Source organism: Bacillus sp. JJ1562 (assembly GCF_036962705.1).
Lineage (GTDB): Bacteria > Bacillota > Bacilli > Bacillales > Bacillaceae_L > Ferdinandcohnia.
Genome location: NZ_JBALOQ010000021.1, coordinates 23532 through 36359 on the forward strand (window position 1 = coordinate 23532; position 12828 = coordinate 36359).

Annotated in this window: 14 protein-coding genes and 1 pseudogene; 9 read left to right on the forward strand and 6 right to left on the reverse strand. The window is 37.4% G+C overall.

From position 1 onward, the window contains the following. Positions 1-200 precede the first annotated feature (200 nt). Positions 201-1055: an oxidoreductase gene (locus tag V7097_RS13830; protein ID WP_335704214.1), complete on the reverse strand. Its 855-nt coding sequence runs from the start codon at positions 1053-1055 to the stop codon at positions 201-203. A gap of 115 nt (positions 1056-1170) precedes the next feature. Between V7097_RS13830 and V7097_RS13835 the strand changes: the two genes are divergently transcribed. From V7097_RS13835 to V7097_RS13850, 4 genes are all read left to right on the forward strand, one after another. Then, positions 1171-1773, forward strand: a complete 603-nt coding sequence (locus V7097_RS13835) for a DedA family protein (RefSeq protein ID WP_335704215.1) — start codon at positions 1171-1173, stop codon at positions 1771-1773. 15 nt (positions 1774-1788) lie between these two features. After that, positions 1789-2850, forward strand: a complete 1062-nt coding sequence (locus tag V7097_RS13840; RefSeq protein ID WP_335704216.1) for a PQQ-dependent sugar dehydrogenase — start codon at positions 1789-1791, stop codon at positions 2848-2850. Between the two features lie 22 nt (positions 2851-2872). Then, positions 2873-3256 (forward strand): hotdog fold thioesterase, encoded by a 384-nt coding sequence (locus V7097_RS13845; protein WP_438824238.1) that lies wholly within the window; start codon positions 2873-2875, stop codon positions 3254-3256. An 89-nt stretch (positions 3257-3345) separates the two neighbouring features. Beyond that, entirely contained in the window at positions 3346-3564 is a 219-nt protein-coding gene (locus V7097_RS13850; RefSeq protein WP_335704217.1) for a hypothetical protein, read from the forward strand. Between the two features lie 28 nt (positions 3565-3592). Here the strand turns inward: V7097_RS13850 and V7097_RS13855 are convergent, their stop codons facing one another. Further along, positions 3593-4162, reverse strand: a complete 570-nt coding sequence (locus tag V7097_RS13855; protein ID WP_335704218.1) for a hypothetical protein — start codon at positions 4160-4162, stop codon at positions 3593-3595. A gap of 124 nt (positions 4163-4286) precedes the next feature. On the opposite strand from V7097_RS13855, the gene V7097_RS13860 reads away from it, so the two are divergent. Continuing rightward, positions 4287-4844 (forward strand): DUF5366 family protein, encoded by a 558-nt coding sequence (locus V7097_RS13860; RefSeq protein ID WP_335704219.1) that lies wholly within the window; start codon positions 4287-4289, stop codon positions 4842-4844. A 15-nt stretch (positions 4845-4859) separates the two neighbouring features. Here the strand turns inward: V7097_RS13860 and V7097_RS13865 are convergent, their stop codons facing one another. Further along, positions 4860-6722, reverse strand: coding sequence for a transglycosylase domain-containing protein (locus tag V7097_RS13865; protein ID WP_335704220.1), 1863 nt, complete (start codon positions 6720-6722; stop codon positions 4860-4862). Positions 6723-6791: 69 nt separating this feature from the next. Continuing rightward, a pseudogene (locus V7097_RS13870) lies at positions 6792-7979 on the reverse strand (MFS transporter). A 267-nt stretch (positions 7980-8246) separates the two neighbouring features. Between V7097_RS13870 and kapD the strand changes: the two are divergent. Together kapD and V7097_RS13880 are read left to right on the forward strand one after the other, a co-directional pair. Beyond that, positions 8247-8870, forward strand: coding sequence for a 3'-5' exonuclease KapD (gene kapD / locus V7097_RS13875; RefSeq protein WP_335704221.1), 624 nt, complete (start codon positions 8247-8249; stop codon positions 8868-8870). A gap of 137 nt (positions 8871-9007) precedes the next feature. Next, positions 9008-10336 carry a C40 family peptidase gene (locus V7097_RS13880; RefSeq protein WP_335704222.1) on the forward strand — a complete coding sequence of 443 codons (1329 nt, stop codon included), beginning with the start codon at positions 9008-9010 and terminating at the stop codon, positions 10334-10336. 153 nt (positions 10337-10489) lie between these two features. Here V7097_RS13880 and V7097_RS13885 read toward each other — a convergent pair whose 3' ends face one another. Then, a complete protein-coding gene (locus V7097_RS13885) occupies positions 10490-10873 on the reverse strand; it encodes a kinase-associated lipoprotein B (protein ID WP_335704223.1) in 384 nt (127 codons plus the stop codon). A 142-nt stretch (positions 10874-11015) separates the two neighbouring features. Here V7097_RS13885 and V7097_RS13890 point away from each other — a divergent pair, with 142 nt between their 5' ends. Further along, on the forward strand, positions 11016-11225 hold the full coding sequence (locus V7097_RS13890; RefSeq protein ID WP_335704224.1) for a hypothetical protein: 210 nt from the start codon (positions 11016-11018) through the stop codon (positions 11223-11225). Positions 11226-11240: 15 nt separating this feature from the next. Continuing rightward, positions 11241-11501 carry a DUF1871 family protein gene (locus V7097_RS13895; RefSeq protein ID WP_335704225.1) on the forward strand — a complete coding sequence of 87 codons (261 nt, stop codon included), beginning with the start codon at positions 11241-11243 and terminating at the stop codon, positions 11499-11501. Positions 11502-11924: 423 nt separating this feature from the next. Here the strand turns inward: V7097_RS13895 and V7097_RS13900 are convergent, their stop codons facing one another. Next, a complete protein-coding gene (locus tag V7097_RS13900; RefSeq protein ID WP_335704226.1) occupies positions 11925-12725 on the reverse strand; it encodes an alpha/beta fold hydrolase in 801 nt (266 codons plus the stop codon). Positions 12726-12828: the final 103 nt, after the last annotated feature.

Sequence of the window (12828 nt, forward strand, 5' to 3'; positions counted from 1 at the left end):
AAAATTTCCTTTGAAAAATCGAGGCAACCGCCAGAGGCTTTAACTTTATTCAGGCAGGGTATCAACCTCACTTAATTGTGTACTCTAATTGCATTCGTCACACCGCTTAGTTGTGGGGGCCTCTTCTGAATAAAGTTAAAATTCATTTACAATATATGTTATTTTTTTGATAAGGTGCATTTTGAGTTAGCACAAAAGCCCTACTTCTTACTAATACCTAGCATCTTTAAAACGATCCCCTCCCATATCTTCCAAGGAAGTGAATTTTTAAGGAAAATGGACAATTTTGTTCCTTTCCCTATCGGGTAGCGAAGTTTAGTTAAAGAAGGCTTTGCAGCAAGCCCGACGATGAAGTTTGCAACTTCAAGAGGGTCCCCGTATGATGCTATATTTTTTTCAAGTCTTGCTTCAATTTTTTCCATCATTTCATAATAGGGAGATGTGGAAAGCATCGACTTTTCTGCTATCTTTTTTCCACTGCTCCAAATATTTGTTTGAAACGAGCCAGGTTCAATAAGAGCTACATCGATGCCAAAAGGTCTTACCTCAAGCTGCAATGATTCAGACCAGCCCTCTAGGGCATATTTCGACGCAACATAGGGGGAGAGGCCTGGGAATCCGATTTGTCCACTAATGCTGCTGAGATTAATGATTTTTCCGGATTTTTGCTGTCTCATAAAAGGTAATATAAGCTTAGTCACTTCAATCAACCCGAAAAAATTTGTTTCAAATTGGTTCCTGTATTCAGATATTGAAATTTCCTCGGAAAATCCACCTGTAGCAAATCCAGCATTATTCAATAAAATGTCGACTCGACCAAGCTTTTGAAGTATCGTTTGAAAAGCATACAAAGAATCAGCATCCGTCACATCCAATTGACAAAAAAGAAGATTCTCTTCTAAATTTGGATTACTAATTTGACTCAATATATACTCCTTTTTTTGTAAATCTCTCATTGTAGCGACAACAAAGAATCCTTTTTTTAAAAACTCGATTGAACTTAATAGACCAAATCCACTCGAAGCACCGGTAATAATCACAATGGGTTTGTCCATGAATTTCTCTCCCTTATTTGATTCAAAAATGGTTTCTAATATTATCCATTTTATCTTATAATGATAAAGATAAGTATCAATAATTAACTAGATACCCGATGAAGGCGGGATATTATTGGATATAAATGAAGTAGTGTCAATTATTCAAGAACAAGGGTTTCTCGGACTTTATTTGTGGTTGTGGGTGGGGGCATTTGTGATTCCAATTCCAAATGAAGTCATTGTATCAACAATCGGTTTTTTTGCATCTGAGGATGTTTTCGTACCTTGGAAGATCTTCATTGTTACATACATAGGAATTCTAACTGCCGTCACAACAAGCTATGTATTAGGGCGCTTTGCAGGACATGCGATGGTTATTCTCCTTAACAAACAAAACAAAACAAGAAGAAAAATAGCCCGTGCTTTAGCAATCATTGAAAAATATAATACGTTCGCATTGGCGTTTTGCTATTTTGTTCCGGGCTTTCGAATTTTATTTCCGTTCTTATTCGGCTTTAGTAAATTTTCCTTTGTAAAATTTGCCTCGACTCTGTACAGCGCTATTTTCATTTGGGTTTCTTTAATTTTTTCAGTCGGTTATTTTGCAGGGGAAGAATTCATTGAAGCGTTTCTTAAATACTACGATATTGCCATCGCTGTAACTGTAGCGGCGTTGATGGGATATGTATTGGTGAAAATAAGAAGGAGCCGAAAGCTACGAAAGCTTTCGAATTGAGAGGGTGTATGGATAATGAAAAAGCTGACAATGTTTCTCGTGTTCATCATACTCGTTGGCTGCTCCCAGGTTAAGAACCTTGATGAGACTGTAAAAGAAACTGTTTCAAACCCGACTATTATTGCTACAAATCTGACTATTCCTTGGATGATCACAAAATCGGATGGAACCTTCCTCATTCCTGAACGTGTTGGAAAATTATCTGAAATTGAAGAGGCTACAGGGAAGGTGACACCTCAGCAGTTAAAACTTCAAAAGGAAATTCTGCATGAAGGGGAGGGTGGCTTTTTAGGCTTTACACTTGCACCAGATTTTCAGGCAACAAACGAAGCATTTATGTATCATACATACTTAGAGGCCGGCGAAATTTATAATCGAGTCATCCGAGTAGAAAGAATTGGTTCGACCTGGGAGGAAAAAACGTTATTGCTTGAAGGTATTCCAGGAGGAAGAATCCATAATGGCGGCCGTGTCAAAATTGGCCCTGATCATAAGCTATACGTTACTGCTGGAGATGGAGGGGTTCCAGAACTAGCACAAGACCTATCAAGTCTAGCCGGAAAAACTTTACGCATGAACCTAGATGGCTCTATCCCAGATGACAATCCGTTTCCTAATTCGTATGTCTACTCATACGGTCACAGGAATCCACAAGGGCTAGCGTGGGATGAAGATGATAATTTATATAGCACAGAGCATGGACAAAGTGCGCATGACGAGATTAACTTAATTGAACCGGGTAAGAATTATGGCTGGCCAATCATTGAAGGGAATGAAACAAAGCCTGACATGATCACACCAATTTATCATACAGGTGAGGAAACATGGGCCCCTTCTGGAATTGATTATGCTAATGGTCAGCTTTATATCGCTACATTACGCGGATCTAAGGTGAGAAGCTATGAAATTGCAACAGGTAGAATAGAAGTTGTCCTCGATATGAATAGCCGGATGAGGGATGTCTTTATAGAAGACGGCAAGCTCTATACAATCACAAATAACAAGGATGGCCGGGGCAATCCGATGGAAGATGATGACAAACTTCTTTCTATTTTATTGTCAGGAATTCGAAAATAGGAGCGAGATTAGGGGGAGAAAAATGATAGAAAATACATTAATCCAAGCATTAGGTATTACAATTGAAGAGGTGACATCTGAACGGGTAATAGCAACTATGCCAGTTGATGAACGTACACGCCAGCCATTTGGAGTATTACACGGTGGTGCATCTGTGGCTTTAGCGGAAACAGTTGCAAGTGTCGGTACATACAATCTCGTAGACAAAGAAACGGAAGGCTGTGCCGGACTCGAAATTAACGCCAATCATATTCGTGCAAAAAGAGACGGAATAGTAAAAGCAATCGGCACACCACTTCATAAAGGTAAAACAACAATGGTTTGGGACATTAAAATCGTCGATGAAGATGAAAATCTCATTTGCGTATCACGCTGCACAATGGCAATTTTAAAATTGAAGAAATAACAGGAAATGCGAGGGCTCCTTTGAGTCCTCGCTTTTTTTGTATAAAAAGTCCTATTAAAATGAATGCTAGTAGCAAGAGGTGAGGTTTTGTGAACGCAAAAAAAGGAATGGTGGCAATCGCAATTTTTGCTTTTCTGTTTATTGGAGCATGGGTGATCCATGAACAAACGAAAAGAGAATATGGAGAAGGAGTAGAAAATCAACATCAATTTCAAATACAAACAATCGATTCTACACAATCAGAGGAAACAAAGTTCTACCCAAAATTCAAGCCGCGTGAATATATTCGAATTGAGCGCAATAAATAAAAAAGGATGAGACAAAAAACATCTCATTCTACATCACGCTATTATTTCTTACCATTGGAACCGGGATGGCTTTGTTATGGAACATCATGATTAACACAGGCACAACAAGAAATCCAAGGATAACAAATAAACTGAACAACAAGTTTGATGTTAACGTGATTCCAGCCTTATGACCTTCCTCCATATAATCATTGAAAAGGGAATTAATTTCTTGATCATCAGGGAAATTCCCTAACATTAGAAATTCCTGATTATCGACATCATAATAAAAGAATTCATGTTTTTGGATATAGAAAATGCTGTCACGTTTTAATTTATATGACACATGCCCAACAACGACATTTGCCTTATACGTTTCGATTTCCTCTTCGTTTTCCTTTGTTGCAGGATCATCCTTTGTGATAACATTTGTGATTTCGGCTTCCTTCGAAATGGAATTGACTACTGTTGCGGAGCCGTTAGCATAATAATTGATTTCCTTCAATTTTTCATTAACCGCTTTTGTAAAATCGGATTCCCCAGAAGCACTAACGGAACTAAAGAAAGTGAAAAACGCCAAACAACAGAAGAGCAACATAAATAAGAACCCTTTTTTCATAGAATCCCTCTTTCCTCTAATAGTAGCCTTTAATCTATATGTATTTTCAAAAAAGAGATTTACTACATAAAATTGTATGATAAAATCGAAAAAGGTATTTCTACAAAAAATTAGAGGAATCGAAATGAAAAATACATATTTTACAAGCTATTTTCCGCTTATATCTATCATTCTATTTAGTGTTTCATTTGCAATCCTTACTGAATTAAAAACATTGGAGCTGTTAAAACAGATTGGCATTTACCGGGGGATGCAGGAGTTTTTTTCGCCAACGTGGATTAATTTTGCGATTTTCTTTGTGTTTTTCCTCATCTATTTCATGATGTTTGCCGCCTTTAAATTAATTGCCAATACATTACTTGAGCTTTCGCTTTTGTTTTTCACGAAGGATAGCAATGGAGAAAGTTTGCGAAAAATAAGAGCGGGGTCTTTTTTCTATCTTGGAGGAGGGACACTTTCATTAGCGTTTGTCCAATCCTTTTACGGTATTTTGATTGTGCTCTTATTAGCATCACTTGGCTATTTTATTTTCTTCGTTTATAAAATTCAGGACACATTAACCTTTGGTGGATTAATTGGGCTTGTCTTTTTTAATACCCTTAGCTGGTTTACTTTTTTTATGACAGTAACCTATGTTTGCATACAGCTATACAACAGTATAATCGCGAGTTTACCAATTTAAAAAAGCGAGCCATCATTATTGGCTCACTTTCATAATATCTCTCCAAATATAAATTTGAGGTTTTCGTGATTCCATATAGTGAATGCTTTTATTTTGATCATTTCCAACCCACACACCAGCAGTATATTTATCAGTGAGACCGATAAACCAAAGATCTTTTACATCATTCGTCGTTCCTGTTTTTCCACCAATATAACCGCTTGAAAAATGAGCTTCTTTACCGGTTCCCGATTTAACAACATCTTCAAGTAGGATTCTTACCTTTTGATTAGTAGAATCACTCCATACCTCTATAGGTTGTTCATCCCATTCATAAAGGATATTTCCTTGTAAATCTGTCACTCTTGTAATTCCATGGGCCTGAACAAATTGACCGTTGTTCGCAAATGTTGCAAAGGCATTTGTCATCTCCAATGGAGACATTCCATAAGTAAATCCGCCAATTGCTGCTGGTAAACTGTGGTCTTCATTAACCACATTTGAAAAATGAAGCTTGTCTAAATACGAAAATGCATGCTCAATCCCAATTCTTTCAAGCAACCGTACAGCAGGGGTGTTATAGGAATATTTAAAAGCCGTTTGTAAGCTGACATTTCCGTATTGACCGCCCCCATAATTTCGCGGGCAATATCCATTTTTACAAAAGTTATTTGCATTAATTGTCTGTGAAATTGAGGCACCTGTTAAATCAAAATAAGGCGCATAAACAAGCAAAGGTTTTATCACAGAACCAGGCTGTCGAAAGGCTTGATAAGCACGATGGAACGAAAACTTTTCATAGTTTTTCCCGCCAACAATCGCGACAATTCGATTCGAAGTATTGTCGATTACTGCAGCGGCTCCCTGAACATTATTATTAGGTAAATATTGCTCTACAGACTCAGCAGCTTTTTCTTGAATAATTGGGTTTAAAGCCGTTTCAATGATGATACCAGACTCGAGAACCTCTTTTACCTTTGTATCCAAGTCTTGTTGAAGCTCTTCCTTTTTGCTGTCAGTAGCCGAATTGAACTTTGCCTTAAAGCCTTCTTTTTCAGCAATTAATGCTTCAAACTCTTGATAAATATATGTCGTATAATCTGGATATTGATCGATACTTTCACGCATAGCAAGCTCAATCGGTTCCTGTATAGCTATTTCATATTCCTCTGCTGAGATTTTCCCAGCCTCTTCTAAACTTTTCAAAATACGTTCCTGTCGTTCCTTCGTATTTGAAAAATTCGTAATTGGATTGTAAAGGGATGGATTATTGGGGATTGAACATAAAAAAGCGATTTTCGCTAGTGTCGCATCCTTAATAGACTGATTAAAATAAAGCTGGGAAGCCGTTTCAATTCCATACGCTCCGTTTTGAAAATAAATGGCATTAATGTACAATGCTAAAATATCCTCTTTCGTAAGAGTTCGTTCCAATTGATATGAATACAAGAGTTCACTTAATTTACGGTTATAAGTTTTCTCATTTGATAAATAGAGATTCCGTGCAAGCTGCTGTGTGATTGTACTACCACCTTGATCAATCGAGTCATTTTGTAGATTGATTAGAGCAGCCCGACCAATTCCAGAAATATCGAATCCTAAATGCTCATAAAAATGCTGATCCTCAATATTAATAAACAAATCCTTCACAATTTGTGGAATCTCTTCAGCAGGAAGTATTGTTCGATTTTCACTATGTCGGATCTCCGAAATCACTTTACCTGTGCCGTCTTTTATATAGCTTGTTTGTGTTAATAAAACCTCATCGATTGGAATTTCCTCATCCAGAACAGCTGAGAAGCTTTTGATAAACTCCAACTCGCTATGTACTTTGTACAACATAAACAAAAATAACAGTAACAAGATAAAGGTGATGAAATACCCTGTTTGTCTTCTCATAATAAACACTCTCTCAAAAACTATTATTATCTTATTATATAAAAAATCAGATGACATTTGCCATCTGTTTTACGCAGCTTGTTGGGTTGTTTTTTCAGAATGTCTTACTACACTTAGCCATAAAATAATCGCCCCGGTTAAAAAGAGTCCACTAGTTACGAAAAAGACGGTAGAGATTCCGAAATAACCACTAAGGATTCCACCCGATATTGGACCAATCACGTTTCCTAAAAAAAGAAAACTGACATTATAGCCTTGAACTTCGCCCTGCATGGAAAGTGGTGCAACCTGGCGGATATAGGCTGTCATGCATGGAATTAATCCACCTACCGCCATGCCGAATAAAAATCTGCACAGAACAAGCTGCCATAATTCGCTTACTAGACCTTGCGGGATAAACATGATTGAACAGGCAAGTAGAAGCAGCGTTACTATTTTTTCATGTCCCATTCTGTCACCTAATTTTCACCACTGCCTCGTAAATAATAAATTTCCAAATCCGGTTGCTGAAAATGCCATTCCAGCTAAGAACACAATATTACTACTGTCTGTTAAGTGCGTAACATATAATGCTAGTAAAGGCTGGATACTAAAATTGGCTATCTGGATGAGCATTGATATAAGCATAATGGTCAGTAAAACAGGATGCTTGAAGATATGAATTAAAACCTCTTTACGTGAATATTTTTTGACAGTAGTACTTGTTTCATTTTGCTGTACCTCTTTAATACCAACCCCCACTAGAATGACTGCACCTAAAATCACCAGAGCGGTGATGACAAAGGTATACTGAAAGCCAACTGCATCTGCAAGCAATCCACCTAATAACGGGCCAAATAATGCACCTGATACATTCCCCATTTGTAGGGTCCCTAATGTTTTTCCTGCAATTTCCTTTGGTGTTTGTGCGGATATGAGGGCAAGGGAGGTAGGGATAAATCCAGTAACGGCGCCCATGAACAGCCTTAGGAAAAATAATTGCTCAACTGTGTTCACATATCCCATTAAAAAAATGCTAAAGGCAATGCCTGTACCCGTAATTAATAGAATCTTTTTGTAGCCATTACGGTCACCAAAACGTCCCCAGATCGGTGAAATGAAAAAAGCTGTGACAAAGGTTGCCGCAAACACTAAGCCAGCCCACCGTTGCACAAAGCTATCTGAGTATTCTCCAAAAGTTTCAATGTATAAAGACAGAAACGGCATAATCATTGTTGCACTAGCAGCAACAAATAAATTGGCAAACCACATTATCATAAGATTACGCTTTGCTGTATGAATAGATAACACCTTCTTGATTCGAATATTTCGGTTTACTAAATATTATAAAATATTATTTTACTCTATTGAAGGGAAAAAAGCATATATATTATAAATATATTCTGAAAAATACAGAAAACCGTGTTATAATTATTAAAAAGATGTTCGTCTAAGTTAAGTGCTCTATTTAATTGCTCGGTGATTTTTAAAAGAAAAAGAAAGCATTTTTCTTTGGTAGAGTAATATGAAAGAGGAGGTTTAGGAGTGGATAATAAGCATCAATATTTGTTCATTGACTTTGAATTTACGATGCCTGAGGGAAAAAGCAACCCACAAGGATTTTACCCCGAAATAATCGAAGTAGGTCTTGTATCTGTGAAGAATCAGAAAATAATCGATCAATACTCATCGTATGTAAAACCAATAAAATTTCCTACACTAACAGAACGATGCATGTCCTTTTTAAACATATCTCAAGAGCAAGTCAATCACGGGATATCGTTTCAAGATCTAGTGAACAAGCTTTCTGAATATGAAAAAACATCATCAAGCACGATCATCACCTGGGGAAATATGGATATGAAGGTCCTTCGTCATAATTGTCAAAAGGTTGGGATTCCGTTTCCTTTTAAAGGAAAACAAAGGGATTTGTCGATGGAATATAAACGTTTTTTTGGCGACCAAAATCAGACAGGTCTTTGGAAGGCTGTTCAGGAATATGGTAAAGAAGGGACAGGCAAACACCATTGTGCCCTTGATGATGCACTTACAACCTTTAATATATTCAAATTAGTTGAAAATGATAAACGCTATTTAGCAAAACCAGAGCCAACAACAATCGGGGATCGTGTAGACTTCTCAAAAGTCTTAAATAAATTTGCATTATAAAAACCAATTCGCTCAAAATGTGAATTGGTTTTTATTTTTTCTTAATGCACTGACAGACACTGTCGAATTTTTACAATTGATTCAAAAAATAATCGCATCCCGATAGGATATCCTAATTGGAACAGGAGGGATGTTCAATGTTTTTAGGCCATAAAATAGAAAACCCACAAACAATCTTCTTATATATAGACCCCGAGTTACAGGAATTTTCAAGTGAGCTTGGTACACAGGAACAAGGGAAGAAGCTTTATTTTAACGAAAGTATTCGAATCTACCTGAAAGAAAAGGTCCCTAACCTAAATCCTAATATCGTAAAAGTTATGATGGGGACGGTGGTCATTGCTACTGTTTCATTAGTGGGGGGACACAATTCCTCTACTGTAGAAGCGGCAAGTAAAGGGCAGGCAAATACTCAAACGGAAGCTTCACATACAGTTGCAAACGGCGATACATTATATGGAATTGCAAAGCAATATAATCTTACCGTCTCCCAACTCAAACAGCTAAACCATCTAACTGGAGATATGATCTACCCAGGGCAATCACTTGTCATAAATGAGACACCACCACCTAAAACGACTGCTACATATACGGTATCCCGTGGCGACACACTGTACTCCATCTCAAACTCATATAACATGAGTGTGGACCAATTAAAGCAATTAAATAATCTTACTTCAAATACGATTAAAGTGGGGCAGACCCTAAAGATAATCGGTTCTGCACCACAGTCTACACAAATACAAGCGTTAAACTATACGGTTCAACCTGGCGATTCTTTATATTCAATTGCCCAGCGTGCTAACACAACTGTTGACCAAATCATGAAAAACAATAACCTTTCCTCAACGATGATTTATGTTGGCCAAAAATTACAGCTTGGAAGTAAAGCAACGAATCCACAGCAAAATGTAACAGGTACTTCCTATACCGTTAAAGCTGGAGACACCTTATATGGAATTGCACGAAATAATAAGATGAGTGTCACTGAACTTAAAAATATCAATAATCTTACAAGTAATACCCTTTCGATTGGACAAGTCCTAAAAGTGACTAAAAATGCGCAGGCCGAATCAAATGTGCAGGACAGGGAACAGATTCTTAAAGAGTTAGTTTCCGATAGCTATAATTTTATCGGGATTCCGTATCTTTGGGGAGGAACGACTACAGCTGGATTCGATTGCTCAGGCTTCGTTGCCTTTATGCATGCTAAACATGGAATTGACATCCCAAGAAACACATCAGCTGGCTACTACACGATGGGAACCACTGTCCGGGAAGCTAATCTCCAGCCAGGGGACCTAGTGTTTTTTGATATCAATAAAACAGGTCGAATTTCTCATGTCGGTTTTTATGTGGGCGATAACAAATTTATATCGGCCACGTCCTCAAAAGGAATTGCAGTTGTTTCAATGGATAATTCGTATTGGTCTAAGTATTACGAAGGTGCTAAGCGAGTATATTGAAATGAAAAACCTACGGAAATGAGACTTCCGTAGGTTTTTTAAGTCAAAATGGTTTTTATTCAATTTATGGCCAATAATTGTGATTTATGGCTGATACAGAGGAAATATGGCCAATAAATAAATTTTATGGACAATAGCAAAATCAACAAGGAACTATTTAAAGTAATCCAACTCTAGTACTTTCATATTCTCCAGGCTACGCAGTGCCCACTCCGTGCCTTCTGTTTCTAGTTCATTCTTTGTTTTTTCCACAGCTACCTTTAAAGAATCCTTATATGCGGGAACGTCTCCTGAATATGTGCGAACCATCTTCTTTGGTACATTGGTCTGCTCATTAAAAGCAAGCGCTCTTCTCTCTTGGAATAAAGGCACATTTACTTCTTTCGGTGAATGTATGTCCCCTTGCATTGGATGCTTTAGGACAGCCATTACCTTCACAAGATAGTGCTCAGGCTTAATTACTGTTATTTCGCCTATGTATTTTCCTGTCTTATAAATCCCTGTTACAATGTCTCCGACTTTGAATTCATTTGACATCATAATCACTCCTTTCGCAAATTACATACACAAACAACTCTCTCCATTATAACCGACCACAAACAAACAAGCATCTACAACACGCTTCTGGGTTTATGATATAATAATAGAAGTGATATTTACGGTCGAAAGGTGTGAAGAAATGCTGCTCTTAACAGTATTGAACCTGTTTCTATATTTTCCTGAGGATAAATCAGAATATATTCCAGCTGGAATAAAACTAGCCATTTGCATAATTGTTGCAATTGTTGTGTTTCGCTTATTTATCAAGCATTCAAAAAAAGAACAAGCGAAAGCTGATGAGCTTGAAAAGCAAATAATAAATCAAGATAAAAATAATAGTATGAAATAATCTCTAGGTGATCATATGGAAAATCAACAAGCAAATTTACAAATGATGATTATGCTTCAAGAATGGGATCCTCTAGGATATGGGATTGGCTCCTATGAAACCGAAGCTGTAGATGTATTGCAGGCCGCTCATCAATTTGATGACCCAGGAAAGTTGGCTAGAAAAATACAGTCCATTTATGAATTCTCTTTTGAGGAAATCATACCACTTAAAGAATGTGAGAACATGGCTCTGAAGCTTTTAACTATAATAAATAATGCGACATGTGAACTTTAAAAAAGATGGGGCAACCCATCTTTTTTATTTGGAAAGTTAAAATATGGTATCTCGGTAAACCCTCTATCATAGTCCGGATAAGGTGATGATTCGGACAGGAAGATTGTTCAATCCTACACCCGAGTCCGAATGAGTCAATGATCGGACAGGAGTAGTGCGAATTCCACACCCGAGTCCGAATAAGGCGATGATTTGGACAGAAGTAGATGAAATTCCACACCCGAGTCCGAATAAGGCGATGATTCGGACAAGAGAAGCATGAAATTCCACACCGAGTCCGAATGAGGCGATGATTTGGACTGGAAGAGCATGAACCCCACACCCGGGTCTGAATGAGGTGACAATTCAGACAGGAGAAGCATGAAATCCACTCTAGAGTCCGAATAACCTACATGATCCACGTTCTCGCAATTAATAATCTAGCTAAATGAATTCTGTAATATACCCAGCTACCTTTTCCGGACATTCTTCAGGAACCAAATGCCCCGTATTTTTAATCGAAATAAACGTAGAATTAGGTAAATCTTGATGAAGCTTTCTCCCTATCGAAATTGGAACAACCCGATCTTTTTCACCCCAAACTAACAAAGCTGGATGCTTAATTTGTTTCACTTCCTCAGACGTTAAATCTCCCTCTCGATGGCGTATCATCCGTGTTAATCCCAGAAAAATCCGATTATCCATAAATGGCTCTGTATATCCATCAATCATTTCTTGATCAATAAGGTTATGGTTGTGAACGACATTCCGTAAATTATGTAGAACACCTTGCCTCGCCAGCCTCCTCTTCACGATAAAATGAAAATAGGGAAGATAGGAAGAATAGATTAAGGACTTAGGCATCCTCTTCATATAGCCAGAGCTGCACAGCAATACCAATTTATCCACCAAATCCGGTGATTGTTTTGCAATGTATAAACAAATTTGACCACCCATCGAATGTCCTACTAAATTGATTTTTGAAAAATGAAAAGAGCGAATTAAATCGCTTACTACAATTGCTATATTCGAATAAGAGTATGTGAACCTTGTTGATTTTTCACTTTTTCCAAATGGCGGGAGGTCCACTGATAGAATTGTGTAGTCTTTTGATAGGTATGGAATTAGTCGTCTGAAACTAAAAGTTGATGATAAGAAACCGTGTAAAAACACGAGAACCGGCTTTTTTTTATCTTGTTGGTATAACTCATAATGAAGGTTTATTCCTTTTATATGTATATCCATTGATAGAAAATCCACATCCTATATATTATAATTATCCCTATTTTTACCAAAGGTTTAACTTTAATTCAGTCGGGGTTCAAGCCCCGTCTGAATAAAGTTAAAG

Coding starts and splice junctions, on each gene's coding strand:
- V7097_RS13830 (WP_335704214.1), bottom strand. CDS start 1,055: ATGGACAAACCCATTGTGATTATTACCGGTGCTTCGAGTGGATTTGGT.
- V7097_RS13840 (WP_335704216.1), top strand. CDS start 1,789: ATGAAAAAGCTGACAATGTTTCTCGTGTTCATCATACTCGTTGGCTGC.
- V7097_RS13845 (WP_438824238.1), top strand. CDS start 2,873: ATGATAGAAAATACATTAATCCAAGCATTAGGTATTACAATTGAAGAG.
- V7097_RS13855 (WP_335704218.1), bottom strand. CDS start 4,162: ATGAAAAAAGGGTTCTTATTTATGTTGCTCTTCTGTTGTTTGGCGTTT.
- V7097_RS13860 (WP_335704219.1), top strand. CDS start 4,287: ATGAAAAATACATATTTTACAAGCTATTTTCCGCTTATATCTATCATT.
- V7097_RS13865 (WP_335704220.1), bottom strand. CDS start 6,722: ATGAGAAGACAAACAGGGTATTTCATCACCTTTATCTTGTTACTGTTA.
- V7097_RS13880 (WP_335704222.1), top strand. CDS start 9,008: ATGTTTTTAGGCCATAAAATAGAAAACCCACAAACAATCTTCTTATAT.
- V7097_RS13885 (WP_335704223.1), bottom strand. CDS start 10,873: ATGTCAAATGAATTCAAAGTCGGAGACATTGTAACAGGGATTTATAAG.
- V7097_RS13890 (WP_335704224.1), top strand. CDS start 11,016: ATGCTGCTCTTAACAGTATTGAACCTGTTTCTATATTTTCCTGAGGAT.
- V7097_RS13895 (WP_335704225.1), top strand. CDS start 11,241: ATGGAAAATCAACAAGCAAATTTACAAATGATGATTATGCTTCAAGAA.
- V7097_RS13900 (WP_335704226.1), bottom strand. CDS start 12,725: ATGGATATACATATAAAAGGAATAAACCTTCATTATGAGTTATACCAA.